Below are 19,521 nucleotides of genomic sequence, written 5' to 3'. Positions count from 1 at the left end.
GGCCGGCTAACTTATCGGGCTAAGCACCTGATTTCCCGATGGTGACCAGCTTGGTCTCGGTGTAGCCGAGATAGCCTTCCTCACCGCTTTCCGATCCAAACCCGCTGTCACCGACGCCGCCAAATGGCGTTTCGGGCGATGAGACCGAGAAGTGGTTGATCGCGACCATTCCCGACCGCAGCGCGCGTCCGAGATAGGCGCTCTCGTCCAGCGACCCGGTGAAGGCATAGGATGCCAATCCGTAGCGCAGCGAATTGGCGATCCGCACGGCTTCCTCGATTGAGTCATACGGCACGATACCGGCGACCGGACCGAACGGTTCCTCGGTCATCAGCCTGCTATCGGGTGCCGGGTTCGCAACCACGGTTGGCTGGAAAAAGAACCCGTTTGAATTCGTGATTGCTGAACCACCAGTCACGATCTCGCCCTTGTCGCCGCCAAGGTCTCCAAGCACGTTCTCCATCGCCGCGATCCGGCGTTCGTGTGCCAATGGCCCCATCTCGACGCTTTCATCCGCGCCAGCATCGCCGACCGAAATAGCCGAAGCACGCGCGGCGAATTCGCTGACGAACTTGTCGTAAATGCCGCGAGCCACCAGGAACCGCGTAGGCGAAACGCAGACTTGCCCGGCATTGCGGAACTTGCCGCCGACACAGGCTGCCAAAGTGCGCTCGAAGTCGGCGCTTTCACCGATCACGACCGGTGCGTGTCCGCCCAGCTCAGGCGTGAAGCGCTTCATCCCCTGCGCGGCCAATGCACCCAGATGTTTGCCCACCGCCGTAGAACCGGTGAAGCTGACCTTGCGGGTGATCGGGGAGGCGATCAGATGCTCGGACACAGGTCCGGGGTCGCCATAAACGAGGTTGAGAACGCCCTTTGGCAGACCCGCGTCGACGAAGCACTCGACCAGCAATTGCGCGCTCGCCGGGGTGTCCTCGGCGGGCTTGAAAATGACCGAGCAACCGGCGGCCAATGCACCGCCCAGCTTGCGCGCCGGCAAGTTCACCGGGAAATTCCACGGCGTCAGCAGCACTGCCGGACCGACGGGCTCATGCGTCACCTGCTGTGACAGGAGCGACGGACTGCGTACCGGCACCAAACGCCCGCCCTGGCGCTTCGCTTCCTCGGCCAGAAAGTCGATCACATCGCCGGACACTGCGACCTCTGGCAAAGCCTGTGCATGCGGCTTGCCCATTTCAGCGGTGATGACCTTTGCGATGTCCGGAGCGCGCTCACGCAGCAACTCGCCAGCGCGCCGCAGAATGCGATATCTCTCGATGCCTGGCGTGCGGCTCCAGATGGCGAAGCCCTGATCCGCCGCGGCCAGCGCTGCATCGAGCTGCTCCGCTGAAGCTTTCGGGCATTGGCCCAGCACCGCCTCATTCGCGGGATTGGTGACAGGCATGGTTCCGGCACCGCCATCCGCGATCCATTCGCCGCCGATGAACATCTTCAGTTTGGGATAGTCGGTCATGCCTGCGGTCCTCGATCCTGTGAAGGTGACAAAGTTGACACTATGTCACCCCGCAATTCTGAATTTATAGTGCTGAATTATAATAATAATTTCGAATTCAGCGAAGTTGACACTCTGGCGGGAGAAGGCCTGATTATTAGCCTTCAGCCCGGCTTCGAATTGCCATGAATGGACGGTAGTAGGAAAGCAACACTGGCCCAAACTGAATTTTCGATCGGAGCATGCTTACTCTCGATTGAAATTATGTTGCGCGTCAGTTATCGAATGACACCCCCAATCGCAGGAGCGAATCATGCTGGTCGGCGTCCCCAAGGAAATCAAAAACCACGAATACCGTGTCGGTCTGACACCAGAAGCCGTGCGCGAATATGTCGCTGCGGGTCACGAAGTGATCGTAGAGACCAACGCCGGGATGGGGATCAGCAAGACCGATGAGGATTACCGCGCAATCGGTGCGCAGATCGTCGACAGCGCTGAGGAAGTGTTCGCCCGCGCCGCCATGGTCGTGAAGGTGAAAGAACCGCAACCGAACGAATGGGTGCAGCTTCGCGAAGGGCAGATCCTGTTCACCTATCTCCACCTCGCCCCTGATCCCGATCAGGCGCGCGGATTGATGGAATCCGGCGTGTCTGCAGTCGCCTATGAGACGGTAACCGCGCCTGATGGCTCGCTGCCGCTGCTCGCCCCGATGAGCGAAGTCGCCGGCCGTCTCGCAGTCGAAGCCAGCGCGCATTCTAGCCACAAGAACAATGGCGGTCGCGGCATCCTGATGGGTGGTGTCCCCGGCGTGCTTCCGGCCAAGGTCGTGGTGATCGGCGGCGGCGTGGTCGGCACGCATGCGGCGCGTATGGCCGTCGGTCTGGGCGCGAATGTCGAAATCATCGATCGCTCATTGCCGCGCATTCGCGAGCTCGACGAGTTGTTTGAAGGCCGCGCCACCACGCGATACTCGAATGCCGGCACGATCGAAGACGCGATCACCGATGCCGATGTTGTGATCGGCGCGGTGCTGGTGCCTGGCAAGAACGCGCCGCGTCTCGTCAGCCGCGAAATGCTTGGGCTGATGAAGCACCGCGCGGTGCTGGTCGATGTCGCAATCGATCAGGGCGGGTGCTTTGAAACCTCCAAAGCGACAACGCATGAAAACCCGACCTATCTGGTCGACGACATCATCCATTACTGCGTCGCCAACATGCCGGGCGCAGTGCCGCATACGTCCAGCTATGCGCTCAACAATGCGACGATGCCGTTCGGATTAGCCTTGGCAAACAAGGGCATGAAGGCGTGTGAGGATGATCCGCATCTGGCGCTTGGGCTGAATGTGCATGCGGGCAAGATTGCCAATGTCGACGTAGCAGAGAGCCTGGGCTTCGCTTAGTTGCATCAGACAGAACATATGCTGCCGAGAATCGCATAGGCTTTCGGGAGCAAAAGGCCCAAGTGCGCGTTGAGTTAAGTGAAACATACTCTCAACTTTCGCGCCAAAGAGGCCGTCAAATGCAACACGTAAAGCCCGCTCCGCCCGTTCGCCAAGTCAACTACGATGCCGACCTGACCGCCCATGTTGCGCCGGTGACCCGGAGCGACAAGATCGCTTTCGGCTTCGTCAAGTTGCTGCGTTTCTTTGCCGATACATTCTTCGCCAAGCGTTATGGCCACCGCGCCGTGGTGCTCGAAACTGTGGCGGCCGTTCCCGGCATGGTTGGCGGGCTGTGGCAACACCTGACCGCGCTTCGCAAAATGCGCGATGATGAGGGCTGGATCCGCACTCTGCTCGACGAAGCAGAGAACGAGCGGATGCATCTGATGACCTTCATCGAGATCGCTCAGCCCAATGCGTTCGAGCGGTTCCTGATCGCAGCCACCCAGTTGGTCTTCTACAACCTTTACTTCTTCCTCTACCTGTTTGCCCCGCGCACCGCACACCGTGTGGTCGGGTACTTCGAAGAAGAGGCCGTGATCAGCTACACCAGCTATCTGGCCGAAGTTGATGCGGGAAGGCATGAGAATGTGCCCGCACCTCAGTTGGCAATTGATTACTGGCAGTTGCCGCAAAACGCGCGGCTGCGCGATGTCATCATCGCCGTGCGTGCCGACGAAGCCGAGCACCGCGATGTGAACCACGGTTTTGTCGACGAACTTGACGAGCGCAAAGCACATCGTCCTGCGGAGGGTACTACAGCGTCTTGACGCGGTAGCCTAAGCCGTGTTGCGCTCTCTCCAAACGAAATGGAGGGAGCGCCCATGAAGACCCGAGCCGCCGTAGCATTCGAAGCGAAGCAACCGCTGGAGATCGTCGAGCTTGATCTCGAAGGTCCCAAAGCGGGCGAAGTGCTGGTCGAAATCATGGCGACCGGCCTGTGCCACACCGATGCTTACACGCTTGATGGGCTGGACAGCGAAGGGCTGTTTCCGAGCATTCTCGGACATGAGGGCGCTGGCGTGGTGCGTGAAGTTGGCGCGGGTGTGACTTCGGTTGCGCCCGGCGATCACGTCATCCCGCTCTACACGCCGGAATGCCGTCAGTGTAAAATGTGCCTGAGCGGCAAGACCAATCTGTGCAGCGCAATCCGCGCGACGCAGGGGCAGGGCCTGATGCCCGACGGCACCTCGCGCTTCAGCTATAAGGGCGAGACGATCTACCACTATATGGGCTGTTCAACCTTCTCGAACTTCACGGTCCTGCCTGAGATTGCAGTCGCCAAGATACGAACGGACGCTCCGTTTGAAAGCGCCTGTTATGTCGGCTGCGGGGTGACGACCGGCGTAGGTGCCGTAACCAACACGGCCAAGGTGCAGCCCGGCGACAATGTGGTCGTGTTCGGGCTTGGCGGGATCGGGCTGAACGTGATCCAGGGTGCACGGATGGCGGGGGCCGACCGGATCGTGGGCGTCGACCTCAACCCAGCCAAACGCGAATGGGGGGAGAAGTTCGGCATGACGGACTTCGTGAACCCCAAAGAGACGTCGGACGTGGTCGCGCACTTGGTTGAAATGCTCGATGGCGGCGCGGATTACTCGTTCGATTGCACCGGTAACATCGATGTGATGCGCGACGCGCTGGAATGTTGCCACAAGGGCTGGGGCACTTCGATCATCATCGGTGTGGCTGAAGCGGGCAAGGAAATCGCGACGCGCCCATTCCAGCTGGTGACCGGACGCAACTGGCGCGGCACCGCGTTCGGCGGGGCAAAAGGGCGCACGGACGTTCCCAAGATCGTCGACTGGTACATGAACGGCAAGATCGCGATCGACCCGATGATCACCCACAAGCTGACGCTGGAAGAGATCAACACAGGCTTCGACCTGATGCATGCCGGCGAGAGCATCCGCAGCGTGGTCGTTTACTGATGGGCACCAAGGTCAATCTGGCGGAGAAATTCGCGCTGTTCGACGAGCATTGGGCACCGCGCATCGCCGGGCGCTACAATGACAACGAGGTGCGGCTGGCAAAGGCGTCAGGCGACTTTCAATGGCACAGCCACCCGGACAGCGATGAGCTGTTCCTGGTGATCGAAGGCGAGCTTCACATGGAATTCCGCGACCGCATCGAAGTGATCGGACCGGGCGAGATGATCATTGTCCCGCGCGGTGTGGAACACTTTCCACGCGTGCCGGAGGGTGAGGTGAAGATGGTGATCATCGATCCCAAGGATACGCCAAACACAGGCGATGAGGCCACGGCCTATAAGGCGACCGACGTCTGACCATGCGCGGCGAAGCGGGATTGATGGAGGACCTACGCGAGCTCGGCATCGCGCACGCAGTCCATGAGCATGAGGCAGTCTTCACCGTCGAGGAAAGCCGCGCGATCAAGACCGACATTGCCTGCCTGCACACCAAGAACCTGTTCCTGAAAGACGCAGGCGGGGCGTTCTTCCTGCTGACGGTTCCGGCGGAGGCTCGGGTGAACCTGAAAGGTGTTCCCGCACAGATCGGGAGCAAGCGCCTGAGCTTCGGCAAGGCGGAAGATATGGAGCGCCTGATCGGCATAAAGCCCGGATCAGTCACGCCGCTGGCAATGATCAACGCCGAGCCGGATAGCATCAAGCTGGTACTCGACGCGGAGCTGTCCGGCGATGATGCAGTTGGCGTTCACCCGCTTCGCAACACGGCGACAGTTACACTCGCGGGGACGGACATCCTGAAGCTAGCCGAGCGCTGGAGTCACAAGCCGATGGTCACCGAGCTGCCTAAGCTTGAGGCCTAAACCCCCACCACCGTCTGCTCGATGCTGCCAAAGATCGAGTGGTTATCTGCGTCCCGCATCTCGACCTTCACCGTATCGCCTGGTGCCATAAAGCGCGTCTTTGCTTCGCCGTCGCGGATCGTTTCGATCATGCGGATTTCGGCAATGCAGGAATAGCCGAGGCCGCCTTCGGCGACCGACTTGCCGGGGCCGCCATCTGCGCCCTTGTTCGAGATCGTGCCGGAGCCGATGATCGAGCCAGCTGTCAGCGAGCGGGTCTTTGCCGCATGCGCGACCAATTGCGAGAGGTTGAAGGTCGCATCCACGCCGACCTCTGCGCGGCCAAATGGCTCGCCATTGTAATCGACCATCAACGGCAGGTGGATCAGCGAATCCTTCCACGCATCGCCCAGCTCATCGGGTGTGACTGCAACCGGCGAGAACGCGCTCGCAGGCTTGGACTGGAAGAAGCCGAAACCCTTGGCGAGTTCGCCCGGGATTAGCCCGCGCAGGGACACGTCGTTGACCAGCATCACAAGCTTGATGTGCTTCGCTGCATCTTCCGCCGAAACGCCCATCGGCACGTCGTCGACGATTACGGCGACTTCGCCTTCCATGTCACAGCCCCACGCCGTGTCACCCAGCGGAATGTCGGCGCGCGGGGGCAGGAAACCGTCGCTGCCGCCCTGATACATTAGTGGGTCGTGATAGAAACTATCGGGCACTGTCGCACCGCGCGCCTGCCGCACCAACTCGACGTGATTGATATAGGCCGAGCCGTCTGCCCACTGGTACGCGCGCGGCAGCGGCGAATGCGCCTGCCGCTCATGGAAGCGTTCGCACGGCACCGTTTCATGTTCAACATCACGGGCCAGCACTTCCAGCTCCGGCGCAATCCGCGCCCAATCGTCGAGCGCGGCCTGCATTGTCGGGGCGATATATCCGGCGGCGCAGCAGCGGGTCAGGTCCTTGGAAACGACGACCAATTTGCCGTCGCGTGTTCCATCGTTGAGTGTGGCGAGTTTCATAGACGTCAGGCCCTATTCGGATTGTCGGGTTGGTTTTCAGGATGCGCGCGCTGGAATTCCGGCAGGCCGAGGCAGGCGGCTTCGATCTTCGTAATTCGCGGGTGCAATGTCAGGTCGTAATGGAACCGGCGAGCATTATAGATCTGCGGGATCAGCACGGTTTCGAACAGACCGGGTTTATCGCCAAGGAAATTCTCGGTTCCGATCTGTTTGAGCCGCGCTTCAACCGGATCGAGCGTGCGCTTGAGCCAATGGCGATACCAGTGATCGATTACCCGCTGCGGATGGCCGAGCGGGTCTTTCAGATATTTGAGCACCGGCAGGTTGAGCGGCGCATGCAGTTCGGTTGCGATCGCATAGGTCAGCTCACGCGCAGTGTAACGCGCTTCGAGATCGGCGGGCAGCAGCGGGTTTTCCGGGTACGCCTCGTCGAGCCATTCAAGAAGTGCCATGGATTGCGCTCGGTCGCGGCCATCGGCCTCCAGCATCGGAACGGAGCCGAATGGGTTGCGCGATGTGTAGGCGTCGCCCTTCTGCTCGGCTTCGAGCAGGTTGACCGGGATATTCTCGTAGTCGAGACCTTTTAGCTCCAGCGCGATCCGCAGGCGGTAGCTGGTGGAGCTGCGATAGTAGCCGTGCAGCTTCATCACTTCCTCGTCATTGCGAGCGGCGAAGCCGCGCGGCAATCCATGGACTGCACTTGCGGAGCCGGCCGGGCCATGGATCGCCGCGCTCCCTGCGGTCGCTCGCGATGACGAATCCTAGGCATCAAAACGCTGCGATGCCCGTAATCGCGCGGCCAAGGATCAGTGCATGGACATCGTGCGTGCCTTCGTAGGTGTTGACCGTTTCGAGGTTCACGGCGTGGCGGATCACCTGATATTCCTCGGAAATACCGTTGCCGCCGTGCATGTCCCGCGCCTGCCGGGCGATATCGAGCGCCTTGCCGACATTGTTGCGCTTCACGATGCTGATCATGTCCGGTGCAAACCGGCCTTCGTCGATCAAACGTCCGACGCGCAGGCTTGCCTGAAGGCCCAGCGCAATATCGCTCATCATATCGGCGAGCTTCTTTTGGTAGAGCTGCGTTGCGGCCAGCGGACGCTCGAACTGTTTGCGATCGAGACCGTATTGGCGGGCCGCGTGAAGGCAGAATTCCGCAGCACCCATTGCGCCCCAGCTGATGCCGTAGCGTGCACGGTTGAGACAGCCGAACGGACCTTTCAGCCCCTGCACATTCGGCAGCAGCGCGTCGGCGGGCAGCTTGACCTCATCCATCATGATCATGCCGGTGGTCGAAGCGCGCAGAGAAATCTTGCCGTCGATCTTGGGCGCGGACAGTCCCTCCATCCCTTTCTCAAGGATAAAGCCGCGGATACCGCCGCCATGTTCTTCGCTTTTGGCCCAGACGACAAACACGTCGGCGAAGGGCGAGTTGGAGATCCACGTCTTCGAGCCAGAGATCACATACCCATCGCCGTCTTTCTTGGCGTAGGTTTTCATGCCCGCCGGGTCTGACCCAGCATCGGGTTCGGTCAGGCCGAAACAGCCGATGAGTTCTCCAGAAGAAAGGCCGGGCAGATACTTCTGCTTCTGCTCTTCCGACCCGTAGGCGTAGATCGGGTGCATCACGAGGCTCGATTGAACTGAGGCCATGGAGCGGTACCCGCTATCCACGCGCTCAATCTCGCGTGCGATCAGGCCATAGGCGACATAGCTCGCACCAACACCGCCGTATTCTTCGGGAATGGTCGCTCCGAGCAAGCCAGCCTGGCCCATCAGAGGAAAGAGCTCTGGTGCGCTGACCTCATTCCGGAAAGCTTCGATCACGCGCGGCTGCAATTCGGACTGTGCGAAGGCATTCGCGGTGTCGCGGATCATCCGTTCGTCTTCAGTCAGCTGGGTTTCAAGATCGAACGGATCTTCCCAATTGAAGGGAGCCATGCCCGAGGGCGAGGATGGTGCGGAGGCGCCAACTTTGTGGGGGGCGTTCACTGGTTACTCCTGAAACTTGTTAGCCCTGTTCTCTTGCAGGCTTGGCCAAGAGTCGCAAGCATAGCGTCGCAAGCATAGCGTCGGGAGAATGACGCCACAAAAAAGGCGAGCCAATCGGCCCGCCTCGTTTCGTTTCAGCGATCATCAAAGCTTACGTCGCTTCAAGCACCTGGTTCACCGCCCGGATCATGGCCGACGGCGGGCAGGGCTTTGCCAGAGTGGTTGCCGAGGGGAATTTTTCTTCCACTTCCTCGCGGCTGTGACGGCCCGAATGGAAGATGATCGGAATGTTCTCTTCGGAGAGCTTCTTCGCGAGCGGAAAAACCACACCATCATCAAGCTGGATATCCAGGATGGCGAGATCGGGTTTCTCTTTCTGGAATGCGAGCATCGCAGAGGAGATACCGGCATGCGGCCCTTCGACTTCAAAGCCAGCTTCTTCGACAGTGTCGCAAAGATCGAAAGCAACGATCAATTCGTCTTCAGCGACCAGAATCCGCTGGCTCATAGTGTCCTCCTACGTGTCCACATATAGCTGTAACACAAATTGGACATATTACCCCTATCAATTCTCAGCCGTTTTGGCCGAACTTCGCCGCGAAGCCCGATTCATCCCCAGCCGCGAGCAGTTTGGCTTGGTCAACCCAGCTGTCGCGAGTGATGCGGCCTTTGAAGCGTCCGAGCATCGCATCGATGCGCGCGACTTCGGCGTCGTCCCATGCGGCAATCTGCGCAAAGCGGGTGATGCCCTGTTCGTTGAGCATGGACGCGAGTTTCGGTCCGAGGCCTTTGATTGTTGTGAGATCGTCCGCAGCGTCGGTCGACGCGGGAGCTGGGGTCGGAGCAGGAGCAGGCACGGGCGCAGGAGCCGGAGCGGGTGCTGGTGTGGGAGCCGGCGCTGGTGCAGGGACGGGTGCCGCAACCTGAGCGGGCGCTGGTTCGACCGGAGATTTCGTAGCCGCTGCGGGAGCGTTGATCAGCGCTTCGTTGCGCTTGGCCGGAGCAGCGCCTTCATCGAGCACATCGCGCTTGTCCGAAGCCACCACCGTCGCTTTGCGGTTGGCGAGATAGTAGAATGCGACGAACAGCAGCAGGACGGCCAGACCGGCCAGGATATACGGCAGAGCTTCGTTGAAAGTCATTGTGAGGTGTCCCCTGAATGAATCAATGTCGCGCGCGCCTTAGCAGGACAGCAGCAATTCGCCCAAGCCCCTGAATGCCGGTCTCAAACAGCAAAAAGACCGGCGCGCCTGTTTCGGCACGCCGGTCTGTTTGTTGAGTGGGCCGAATGGCTGGGCGTCAGCCGCCCTTCATGCCAGCGGCCAATTCGTTGAGCTTCAGGAATTCCTTCCGCCAGTAATTGTTCTGACGGCCAGCAAGCACGCCGACATCGTCGAAATCGAAGTCCTTCATCTTTTCATCGCCGCGCAGGATCTGACCGAAAGCCGCGACTGCCGTAGCGAAGGCGAAGTCGCCGCGCGGGGCTCGGGCGCGTTGCAGCTGATCATTGGTGACGACATAGTCGATCAGCTTCGATTTGCTGCCGTTCGGAAGTTTGTAGCGCAGCTTCACATGCGCCGCTTCGGCAATGCGGCTTTTGGCAGCTTGCGAGGCTTCGTAACGGCGCGGCGAGATCCAGCCCTTTTTGCCAGCAAGCACGACTTCGTAGATCGCGGTGACCTGATGGCCTGCGCCGATATCGCCGGCATCGACCTTGTCATTGTCGAAGTCTTCTTCGCGAAGCGCTCGGTTTTCGTACCCGACCAGACGGTATTGGGAGATCACTGCCGGGTTGAATTCGACCTGGATTTTCACGTCCTTGGCGATGGTGAACAGGGTTGAACTCATCTCATCGCCGAGCACCTTCTTGGCTTCGAGCGCGGTGTCGATATAGGCGTAGTTACCGTTCCCGTGGTTGGCGATCTGCTCCATCATCGCTTCGTTGTAGTTGCCGGTGCCAAAGCCGAGCGTGGTGAGCGTGATGCCGGTGTCGCGTTTTCGCTCAATCAGTTCGATTAGCGAATCGCGATCCGAAACGCCGACGTTGAAATCGCCGTCGGTGGCGAGGATCACGCGGTTGACGCCGCCTTTGATGAAATTGTCCTCGGCGATGTTGTAAGCGAGCTGGATGCCAGCTCCCCCAGCGGTCGAACCGCCAGCATTGAGCCGTGCCAGCGCGCGGCGGATTTTGTTGGTGTCGCTGGTTGGTTCGAGCACCAGACCGGCCGCTCCGGCGTAGACGACGATGGAGACCTTATCCTTCGCGGTCAGCTCGCCCGCGAGGCCGGAAAGAGCCGTCTTCACCAATGGTAGCTTTTCAGGACGGCCCATCGACCCCGACACATCCATCAGGAACACTAGATTGGCCGCGGGGCGCTCGTTGCGGGCAATGTCGTAACCGCGCAGTCCGATTCGCATCAGGCGGGTGTCTGCGTTCCACGGTGTCTTGGCGACATCGGTGGTGACCGTGAACGGCTGTGAACGGTCAGCCGGGCGTTTGTAGTTGTAGCGGAAATAGTTGATCATTTCCTCGGTCCGCACGGCCGCCTGCGGCGGCAACTGCCCTTGGGTCAGGAACCGCCTTGTGTTGGCGTAGGCTCCGGTATCGACATCCACCGAGAAGGTGCTGACCGGCTCGGTGCTGGCGAGCTTTACCGGCGATACTTCTTCGCCATCGTAGCGCTCGCGGCCCGGGTCGGTCGGTATCATCACCGGTGGAGCGTATCTGAATTTGGAGGAAGCCTGCCGGTTTTGCGGTCCGATCATCATGGCAGGTGCCGGAGCAGTCTGGACCATCTCCGCCGGGGGAGGGGGCGCGGAGGCGGGCGGCGGTGGTTCCTGAATGTCGACCGTCGAGACCCGTTCGAGCACCGCTGGTTCCTCTTTCTGGGTTGCGGTCGTGCAAGCCGCGAGCACGGCGACATGCGCAATCACTATCCCTCCGAAGATGATGAACTTACGTCCGCGCGACTTCTCGGCAGAAAATCTGTTTACCGGCATTGTCATCCTCCATTCCCATTTTCGCGCCTGAAGGAATTATGTTCTGCTATAACATCTCATAAGTTTGCTGAAGTCCCTTTGAGGCGCGTGTGACAACGTCTCATTGCCAAGATGAACGGTGCATGAGTTGCGTTGGGAAACGCCAAACTGCCCAGCCAGTCACGCCGGGCCGGTGAGAGGTAAGCGCCGTCTCGCACTGGATTGGCGATCCGCTGGTTCTGCCGCGTCCAATTCGGGCATTTCTTGCCGGACTTTAGCCGTTGGCTCGTCGTCAGTTGGTTCAGGAGGTCGCGTCGCCCTCTGGTTCGGGCACGACATTCTTGCGGAAGAGCACGCGGTCGTCCTCTCCGAAGCCGCGCTTCCAGATGACGAAGCCATAGGTCAGCAGGATGGCCGGGATACCGAAGATAAGCTCCATCCATTCGGGCAGCAGCGTGGCGAGAAAGCCGACTATGACCGCCGGACCGGTTGCCCACACCAGGCCCCAGCGCCAATTGCTGACCGGCGCCTTGAGCAGCGTTTTCAGCACGATGGCTTTCACAATGCTGGAGACACCGAGCGCGAGGAACAGCGCCAGTGCGGCGCCGGCCGCCTTGAATCCTTCATCCATCTCAAGATGCTCGGCGAGCAGGATCAAGCCTACCGTCAGGACGCCTTGAAGCGTGATGACCCCCACCGAGATCAGCAGGTTCCGCTTGCGCGCGATGTAGACGAGCACGCTCTCGGATACGACCGCCATCGATGCGATCACTTCGGCCGCCAGCAGGATTGCGAGAGCGCCTGTGCCGCCTACGATCGCCGGTCCGCCAAGTCCCATTACCGCCTCGCCCGGTATCGCGAGCGCCAGCGCGATGCCCATTTGCAGCGCGATGATCCAGAAGCCGACCTGCCGCACCTGCGCAGCAATCGCTTTCATGTTGCCGATCTTCAGGTTCTTGGTGATCACTGGCGACAGGATCGGTTCGAAACTGGTCTTAAGTTTCTGCGGTACGCTGACGATCTCCTTCGCGAAGAAGTAGATGCCGACCGCTCCAGCAGAGGCAGACTGGCCGAGCAGGAAGACGTCGAGCAAACGCGTTCCGCGCTCAATCACATCGGCCCCGATCAATGGCAGCGCTCGCGCGGTCATCTTGCTCAGATATTTGGGGCGAGGGCGCCAGCCTGTCGGCAGCCCATAGGTCCGCAGGAACGACCACAGAGCGGTGAAGAATGCGGCATAGATCGCCGCGAGGAATGCCAGTGCCAGACCGCCCGCGCTCAGCGCCGGGATGAAGAACAGGACGCCCACTGCCAAGGACTTGGTCCATGGCTCGACAATCGCCCGCGCGCGAACGGTGGTCGCGATGTCGTAGCGATAGGCTTGAGCGGCCAGCAGGATTTCAGTGAGCGCGAAAGCCGGGATCGCGGCGATCATCCAGATGTCGAACTCGCTGTTCGTCCCACTTGGGAAGACGATCACTGGGAATACCAGCAGGATCGCGCAGGCTGACAGCGAAAATAGCAGCGAAGTCAGCATCCCGTCGAACACGAGATTAGAGGGCGAGTCTTCCTCGTCCTCGATGCCTTCGGTCAGGCGCTGCGCCAGCCCGCGTTTTTCTCCGAGCGCGCAAACCAGAGCGAGAATTTCGATGATGACAAAGGCGGCGGCGAAGCGGCCCATCTCGTCGACGCCGTAGAGGCGGTAGCCGATGAACAGGAACGGGATGCCGCCCAGCGCGCGGATGATGAAGCCCAGCGTGTTGGTCCGCCCGCCTTTGGCGAGCGTTGCCATGTCGTCCCCGCCTTTCGCGGGTTCAGGCTGGGCTGGCGGCGTGTTCATGCTTGCGGTTCGGCCTGTTCGGCGCGCAGCGGCCGGGCGAGCAGCTTCGCGACGACATCGCGCGGCGGCTGGCCATCGAGGATTGCGTTGACGGCCACAACGATGGGCATGGTGATGCCGCGTTCCTCAGCCAGTTTGGCGAGCACCGGGGCGGTGTGAGCCCCTTCGGCAACGGTGGTGCGATCGGCCATAAGATCGGCGGCGGATTTCCCTTCGCCCAGCGCCTTGCCGAGCGAGAAATTACGGCTTGAGGTCGAAGAGCAGGTCAGGACCAGATCGCCCAGACCGCACAGGCCAGCGAGCGTTTCTGCTTTCGCGCCGAGCGATTCCCCGAACCGCAGCATCTCGGCATAGCCGCGCGCGATCAGAGCCGCGCGGGCATTCTGGCCAAGCTCCAACCCGTCGACTAGGCCGCAAGCAATGGCGAGGACATTCTTAATCGCGCCGCCAATCTCCGCGCCGGTCACATCGGCGGAGTAGTAAGGGCGGAAGGCAGGGCGAGCGACCGTCGGTTTGAGCCGCTCCCACTGCGCGTCCCCGCCGCCGCAGGCCAGCGTGACAGCGGTTGGCAGCCCGGCGGCGACTTCATGAGCGAAGGTTGGCCCTGATAGGACCGCGATGTCGCTATCCGGGCAGGCAGCGCGGGCGACATCGTTCATCAACCTGCCCGTGCCTGCCTCGATCCCCTTGGAGCACAACACCAGATCGCGCGGGTCGTGTGTCAGTTCGCTCAGCACTTTGCCGAGTACTTGCGCGGGTGTGACGCCCAGCAGCGCATCCAGCGCCGCGAGGTCGGACAGATCATGCGTCGCCCGGATGTTGGGCGATAGCTCGGCGGTTGGCAGGTAGAGCGGATTGCGATGCTCGGCATTGATCGTTTCGACGAGGTCCTGCTCGTAGGCCCACAGCACCACTTCGCGGCCATCGCTGGCGAGCATCTGGGCGAGGGCCGTGCCCCAAGCGCCTGCGCCGATAACGCCAATTGCTGGCTTGTCCGTCATGCTTTCACCCCTGCGCCGCGAACGGTCTCTGCTTCCGGATCGAGCGGCCAGCGCGGCCGCGCCTTGAAATCGAGCGGATCGGATTGTCCCAATGGCAGCCGCTCGCAGCCCGCCCAAGCGATCATGGCCGCGTTGTCGGTGCACAGCGCCAACGGCGGAGCGACGAAGCGCATCCCGTGCTTGGTCGCCAATGCTTCGAGCGCGGTACGGATCGTCTGATTGGCGGCTACACCCCCTGCAACGACCAAAGCAGGCAATGGTCCGGCGTCGCGCAGTGCCATTTCCAACCGATCGATCAGACAATCGACGGCGGCTTGCTGGAAACTTGCGGCGATATCAGCCGCTTCGTGCTTGCCGCTTTCGGCCGCTCTCAGCACCGCGCTTTTCAGACCTGCAAAAGAGAAATGCGATTCCTTCGATCCTTTAAGCGGACGCGGCAGCGGTACGGCCTTGGGATCGCCTTCTTTTGCCAGTTTCTCAACGGCTGGCCCGCCGGGATAGCCGAGGCCTAGGATCTTGGCGGTCTTGTCGAATGCCTCGCCAAGCGCATCGTCAATGGTGGTAGCCATACGGCGGTACTCGCCGACACCTTCGACGCTGAGTATCTGGCAGTGGCCGCCTGACACCAGCAGCAGAAGAAATGGAAAGCCAAGCTCGGCGTCGGCGAGACGCGGCGAAAGCGCGTGGCCTTCGAGGTGATTGATCGCGAGCAAGGGCTTGTCCGCTGCCATCGCCAGCGCTTTGCCGCTGACCAATCCGACCATGACACCGCCGATCAGGCCTGGCCCAGCTGTTGCAGCAATTGCGTCAATATTTTCGAGGGTTAGTCCGGCATCCTGCATCACATCCTCAATCATGGGGGCGAGCCGTTCGGCATGGGCGCGGGCTGCAATTTCGGGGACTACACCGCCATAGGGCGCGTGTTCAGCTTCTTGCGAGGCAATGCGCTGCGCCAGAATTTCACGCTCGGTTGTGACCAGCGCGACAGCGGTTTCGTCGCAGCTCGATTCAATGCCAAGCACGATCTTCGGGCGGCCCTCGGCACGGGACGCGGCATTGGTGGACGAGCCTGTCATCGCGCTTCCATCTAAGCCTTGTCAGAGCTAGGGCAAGCACACCGATGAGCAACAATGCACAGGATAGTTCGCCTTCCGCGGTCAAGATTAGGCTGGGGACCCGCAATTCGCCGCTGGCGATGGCGCAGGCGGTGGAGACCCGCGAGCGGCTCTGCGCTGCGCATGGCTGGTCTCAGGAAGAGGTCGAATTGGTCCCAGTGGTCGCGAGCGGTGACAAGGTGCTTGATCGCCCGCTGGCCGAAATCGGAGGCAAGGCGCTGTGGACCAAGGAACTCGACGCCTGGCTGGCCGAGGGCAAGATCGATGTTGCGGTTCACTCGGCCAAGGATGTCGAGACGATCCGGCCCGATATCTTTCATTTCGCGGCCTTTCTTCCCCGCGCAGACCGTCGCGACAGTCTAGTCGGAGCGGCCAGCATCGATGCGATTCCGCAGGGTGCTGTGGTGGGCACAAGTGCACCGCGAAGGGCTGCGCAGCTGCTTAACCTGCGCCCCGACTGCAAGGTCGTGACCTTTCGCGGCAATGTTGCGACGCGGCTGGGCAAGCTCGAAGCGGGCGAAGCCGATGTGACGTTTTTGGCGGCGGCAGGACTTGAGCGATTGGATCAGGCGGGCGTGGGTGCTCCTTTGGAAGTTGCTGACTGGATCCCAGCGGCGGCGCAAGGTGTGATCGCGCTGGAATGCATGGCCGATAACGCTGAAACCACTTCTGCCTTGGCAGCTATCGATCACCAAGCGACGCGCGCTGAACTCGAAGCTGAGCGTGCTCTGCTCGCGGCTCTTGGCGGGACGTGCCACAGCCCTGTGGCGGTTCTGTGCGAGGGGAGTGCTGGCAGCCTCACCATGCGGGCGGCTGTGTTCAGTCCCGATGGTTCAGAGCGGGTCGAAGGCTCGGCCAGCTTTGCCGATGGCGACCATGCACCAATCCGCACTCTTGCGGGCGACTTGCTGGGCCGAGCGACGAACGCCATCACGGATCATTTCCGCGCGGGCGAATGACTAGAATTGTCGCCATCCGGCCCGAGCCGGGGCTCACGTCGACACTCGAAGCGGCCCGAGTGATGGGTTTGGACATCGCAGGCGTCCCCTTGTTTGAAATACGTCCACTGGACTGGGATTGCCCGGATCCAGCTTTGATCGATGGGCTCCTGATCGGCAGTGCCAATGCCATCTTGCATGGCGGGGCGCAGCTTGGTCAGATCAAGGGAAAGCCGGTCTATGCGGTCGGGCAGACCACAGCCGCCACCGCGCGCGATGCTGGTTTCGAGGTTGCTGCAATCGGTAAGGGTGGGCTTCAGAATGTGCTCGACGCGGTGCCTGCACCGATGCGTCTCCTCCGGATTGCTGGCGCTGAGCATGTTCCGCTGACGCCGCCGGAAGGTGTCTCGATCGAGACCGTGATCGCCTATGAAAGTGCAGCGCTGCCGCTCGAACACTCTGCCATCGAAACGCTCGGCGACCGACCCATTGTTCTGCTTCATTCCGCAGCCGCAGCCTCCCATTTCGCGTCCGAATGCGACCGTCTGCACTTGAACCGCGGCGATCTCACCCTAGCTGTGCTCGGTCCCCGCATCGCAAGCGCGGCGGGGGCAGGATGGCACTCTGTCCACGTTTCCCCGCATCCCAGCGACAGCGCCCTGCTGGAAATGATCCGGGACATGTGCGTATAAGATGTTAAATCCCCCGCACGCCTTCGGGTGAAAACCGGGTCGCAGAACGGAATACAATGGAATCCAAGTACGGTAGTCGCCGCAAGCCTGCCTCCAATCGGGGCTTTATGCTCGCAGCCCTCGCGTCGTTTGTCGCGGGCGGGATGCTGGTAGGCTATGTGGTGTGGTACAATGTCCGTCCGGACGCCGAGCAGACCGCGATCGAAGGCGAACCTATTGCCGAGGTCAGCCCGAGCGCGGACGGCGAAACACCCATCGCAGCGCTCAGCCCTACAGCCACGCCAACAACACCGATTGCTGAGGCAATTGAAGCGCTTGATGGTGATAATTCAGACGAAGCCGTAGAAGCTGTTACCCGTGTTGTGGCCGAACAACAGGGTGGTCTGGACCAGCGCCTGGCCGCTGCGGAGCAGCGCCTCGCCCGGCTCGATCTCCAGTCTCAGGCTGCCGCAGGTAACGCGGCGCGCGCCGAAGGCCTGCTCATCGCTTTCGCCACTCGCCGTGCTATCGAACGCGGGGCCGAGCTTGGCTATCTCGCCGACCAGCTGCGGCTGCGCTTCAGCGACCAATGGCCGAATGCGGTCAGCACGATCATCAATTTCTCGCGCGATCCGATCCGTATCGACAATCTTACCGCGCGGCTCGATGGCCTTGGCCCCGAACTTGCCGAGCGCGAAGAGGAATTTTCATGGGCAAGAATGCGCCGTGAAGTTGGCGAATTGTTCGTGATCCGCCGCGAAAGCACGCCGTCGCCCCAGCCGGAACGACGCCTTGAACGTGCCCGCTACGCGCTGGAGCAAGGCCGCTACCAGAACGCGATCGACGAAGTCAGCAATATGCCGGGCGCCGCAATGGCGGAATCCTGGATTGCCGATGCCGAGCGTTATCGCGACGTGATGGCAGCGCTAGAAACCATCGAAACCGCTGCTGTGCTCGATCAGAGCGGTCTGCGTGATGGCGTTGGCAATCCCGTGCGGCAGCCGAGCCCGCTCGACAGCGCCGCCGAGGAATAGCCCTCTCAGGCTTTCAGCAGTTCGGGTAGATCGCCGGAAACACCGCGAGCTTCGTCCATAAAGAACGTCTTGAGCGGTCCGGTGCGCTGCACCGCCGACATGCCTAGCCGACGGACAGCCGATGCGGTTTTGCCGGGCACTCCGAACAGCCGCGTCAGGCCATCGGTCGCCAGCGCCACCATGAAGCTGTCGAGCCCGCGCCAGTTCTCGTAACGTTTCAGCAGTTGCGCATCGCCGGGATCGAGTCCGATCCGCGCGCCGTCCGCCAGAACTTCGACCAACGCCGCAGCATCGCGCAAACCAAGGTTCAAACCCTGTCCCGCAATCGGGTGGATGCCGTGTGCCGCATCGCCAATCAGCGCGAGCCGCTCGCCAGTGATCTTGGCGGTATGGTGAAACCCGAGGGGCCATGATGAGCGCGCGCCGACGCTCTGCACTGTACCCAGGATCTCGCCCATGCGCTTTTGCACTTCGGCTAAGAACGCGCGGTCGCCTAGCTTCATTACGCCGTTGCCGTCTTCCTCCGACACGGTCCAAACCAGCGAAGACCGGTGCGTGCCATCGGCATCGTCGTTCATCGGCAGCAACGCGAAAGGCCCGGGTGGGTAGAAGATCTCCCACGCGACATTGTCATGCGGTTTGGAGTGCGTGAGTCCCGCAATGATCGCGCGGTGCTTGTAATCCCATTTGGCGATGGTGATCCCGGCCTCTTCGCGGGTCGGCGAACCACGCCCTTCGGCGGCGACCATCAACCGACCTTTGAGCTTGCGCCCGTCTGCCAGAACTGCCGCCGCGCCAAACTCGCTGCGTTGGCGCTCGGTGATTTCGGCCTTGGATACCCAGTGGATCAGCGGTTCTTCCGCAGCGGCCTCGAACAAAGCGAGACGCAAGCGGCGATTGGGGAACATCCGGCCCAGAGTGCCCTCATGCTCTTCCGGTTGAAAATCGAGCCGTCCGGGCTTGTTCTGATCGGTCACGGCAATGCTGGCGATGTCGCAGGCGAATTTCTCCAACCCCTCGGCAATGCCGATGTTTCGGAACAGGTGCCAGCTCGCGGTCGAGATCGCGGTCGCGCGGTCGTCGAAGCCCTCTTGGGTCAGCTCGGCCGGATCAGCGCGGTCGATCACATGGCTCGACATGCCCTTCCTGGCCGCCGCCAGCGCGAGCGTCATCCCGACCAGTCCTCCGCCAAGGATCAACAGGTCGCGGGTTTCGGTTTCGGGATTGCTCATCTGTCACCTTGCTTGCGTTCATTGC

The 19,521-nt window shown here is 61.3% G+C and carries 19 protein-coding genes; 8 read left to right on the top strand and 11 right to left on the bottom strand.

Going from position 1 to position 19,521, the window contains the following annotated elements:
• Positions 1–19: 19 nt before the first annotated feature.
• Positions 20–1,474 (bottom strand): NAD-dependent succinate-semialdehyde dehydrogenase, encoded by a 1,455-nt coding sequence (locus Q0837_RS09390; protein WP_298468023.1) that lies wholly within the window; start codon positions 1,472–1,474, stop codon positions 20–22.
• A 292-nt stretch (positions 1,475–1,766) separates the two neighbouring features.
• Between Q0837_RS09390 and ald the strand changes: the two genes are divergently transcribed.
• The 5 genes from ald to Q0837_RS09365 all read left to right on the top strand — a co-directional run bounded on the left by ald (position 1,767) and on the right by Q0837_RS09365 (position 5,684).
• Positions 1,767–2,852 (top strand): alanine dehydrogenase, encoded by a 1,086-nt coding sequence (ald, locus tag Q0837_RS09385; protein WP_298468021.1) that lies wholly within the window; start codon positions 1,767–1,769, stop codon positions 2,850–2,852.
• Between the two features lie 119 nt (positions 2,853–2,971).
• Positions 2,972–3,664: an alternative oxidase gene (locus tag Q0837_RS09380; RefSeq protein ID WP_298468018.1), complete on the top strand. Its 693-nt coding sequence runs from the start codon at positions 2,972–2,974 to the stop codon at positions 3,662–3,664.
• A 54-nt stretch (positions 3,665–3,718) separates the two neighbouring features.
• Positions 3,719–4,825 carry an S-(hydroxymethyl)glutathione dehydrogenase/class III alcohol dehydrogenase gene (locus Q0837_RS09375; RefSeq protein ID WP_298468015.1) on the top strand — a complete coding sequence of 369 codons (1,107 nt, stop codon included), beginning with the start codon at positions 3,719–3,721 and terminating at the stop codon, positions 4,823–4,825.
• Entirely contained in the window at positions 4,825–5,181 is a 357-nt protein-coding gene (locus tag Q0837_RS09370) for a cupin domain-containing protein (protein ID WP_298468013.1), read from the top strand. The genes Q0837_RS09375 and Q0837_RS09370 overlap by 1 nt, the downstream gene beginning before the upstream one ends.
• 2 nt (positions 5,182–5,183) lie before the next feature.
• Positions 5,184–5,684 carry a prolyl-tRNA synthetase associated domain-containing protein gene (locus tag Q0837_RS09365; protein ID WP_298468010.1) on the top strand — a complete coding sequence of 167 codons (501 nt, stop codon included), beginning with the start codon at positions 5,184–5,186 and terminating at the stop codon, positions 5,682–5,684.
• Here the strand turns inward: Q0837_RS09365 and Q0837_RS09360 are convergent.
• From Q0837_RS09360 to tsaD, 9 genes are all read right to left on the bottom strand, one after another.
• Complete coding sequence (locus Q0837_RS09360) at positions 5,681–6,691, bottom strand: fumarylacetoacetate hydrolase family protein (protein WP_298468007.1); 1,011 nt, start codon at positions 6,689–6,691, stop codon at positions 5,681–5,683. The genes Q0837_RS09365 and Q0837_RS09360 overlap by 4 nt on opposite strands.
• A 5-nt stretch (positions 6,692–6,696) precedes the next feature.
• Positions 6,697–7,338 (bottom strand): maleylacetoacetate isomerase, encoded by a 642-nt coding sequence (maiA, locus tag Q0837_RS09355; RefSeq protein WP_298468004.1) that lies wholly within the window; start codon positions 7,336–7,338, stop codon positions 6,697–6,699.
• Positions 7,339–7,459: 121 nt separating this feature from the next.
• Positions 7,460–8,635, bottom strand: a complete 1,176-nt coding sequence (locus Q0837_RS09350; RefSeq protein WP_298468001.1) for an acyl-CoA dehydrogenase — start codon at positions 8,633–8,635, stop codon at positions 7,460–7,462.
• Positions 8,636–8,837: 202 nt separating this feature from the next.
• A complete protein-coding gene (locus Q0837_RS09345; RefSeq protein WP_298467998.1) occupies positions 8,838–9,194 on the bottom strand; it encodes a response regulator in 357 nt (118 codons plus the stop codon).
• Positions 9,195–9,258: 64 nt separating this feature from the next.
• Positions 9,259–9,828, bottom strand: a complete 570-nt coding sequence (locus Q0837_RS09340; protein WP_298467995.1) for a helix-hairpin-helix domain-containing protein — start codon at positions 9,826–9,828, stop codon at positions 9,259–9,261.
• A gap of 157 nt (positions 9,829–9,985) precedes the next feature.
• Positions 9,986–11,686 carry a VWA domain-containing protein gene (locus tag Q0837_RS09335; protein WP_298467992.1) on the bottom strand — a complete coding sequence of 567 codons (1,701 nt, stop codon included), beginning with the start codon at positions 11,684–11,686 and terminating at the stop codon, positions 9,986–9,988.
• 280 nt (positions 11,687–11,966) lie between these two features.
• A complete protein-coding gene (locus Q0837_RS09330) occupies positions 11,967–13,505 on the bottom strand; it encodes a lipopolysaccharide biosynthesis protein (protein WP_298467989.1) in 1,539 nt (512 codons plus the stop codon).
• Positions 13,502–14,506, bottom strand: coding sequence for an NAD(P)H-dependent glycerol-3-phosphate dehydrogenase (locus tag Q0837_RS09325; RefSeq protein ID WP_298467986.1), 1,005 nt, complete (start codon positions 14,504–14,506; stop codon positions 13,502–13,504). The genes Q0837_RS09330 and Q0837_RS09325 overlap by 4 nt, the downstream gene beginning before the upstream one ends.
• Positions 14,503–15,582, bottom strand: coding sequence for a tRNA (adenosine(37)-N6)-threonylcarbamoyltransferase complex transferase subunit TsaD (gene tsaD, locus Q0837_RS09320; RefSeq protein WP_298467983.1), 1,080 nt, complete (start codon positions 15,580–15,582; stop codon positions 14,503–14,505). Before tsaD ends, Q0837_RS09325 begins: the two co-directional genes overlap by 4 nt.
• 44 nt (positions 15,583–15,626) lie before the next feature.
• Here tsaD and hemC point away from each other — a divergent pair, with 44 nt between their 5' ends.
• Genes hemC through Q0837_RS09305 form a run of 3 tightly spaced genes read left to right on the top strand, consistent with a single transcriptional unit; the run spans position 15,627 to position 18,264 of the window.
• Positions 15,627–16,580, top strand: coding sequence for a hydroxymethylbilane synthase (gene hemC / locus Q0837_RS09315; protein ID WP_298467981.1), 954 nt, complete (start codon positions 15,627–15,629; stop codon positions 16,578–16,580).
• Positions 16,577–17,251 (top strand): uroporphyrinogen-III synthase, encoded by a 675-nt coding sequence (locus Q0837_RS09310; RefSeq protein WP_298467979.1) that lies wholly within the window; start codon positions 16,577–16,579, stop codon positions 17,249–17,251. The genes hemC and Q0837_RS09310 overlap by 4 nt, the downstream gene beginning before the upstream one ends.
• A 56-nt stretch (positions 17,252–17,307) precedes the next feature.
• Positions 17,308–18,264, top strand: a complete 957-nt coding sequence (locus Q0837_RS09305) for a hypothetical protein (RefSeq protein WP_298467976.1) — start codon at positions 17,308–17,310, stop codon at positions 18,262–18,264.
• Between the two features lie 5 nt (positions 18,265–18,269).
• Here the strand turns inward: Q0837_RS09305 and Q0837_RS09300 are convergent, their stop codons facing one another.
• Complete coding sequence (locus tag Q0837_RS09300; RefSeq protein ID WP_298467973.1) at positions 18,270–19,496, bottom strand: FAD-dependent monooxygenase; 1,227 nt, start codon at positions 19,494–19,496, stop codon at positions 18,270–18,272.
• Positions 19,497–19,521: the final 25 nt, after the last annotated feature.

It is taken from the genome of uncultured Erythrobacter sp., from assembly GCF_947499705.1.
Taxonomy (GTDB): Bacteria; Pseudomonadota; Alphaproteobacteria; order Sphingomonadales; family Sphingomonadaceae; genus Erythrobacter.
The sequence above is the reverse complement of the archived record's forward strand: the minus strand, read 5'-3'. Positions and strand labels throughout refer to the sequence as shown.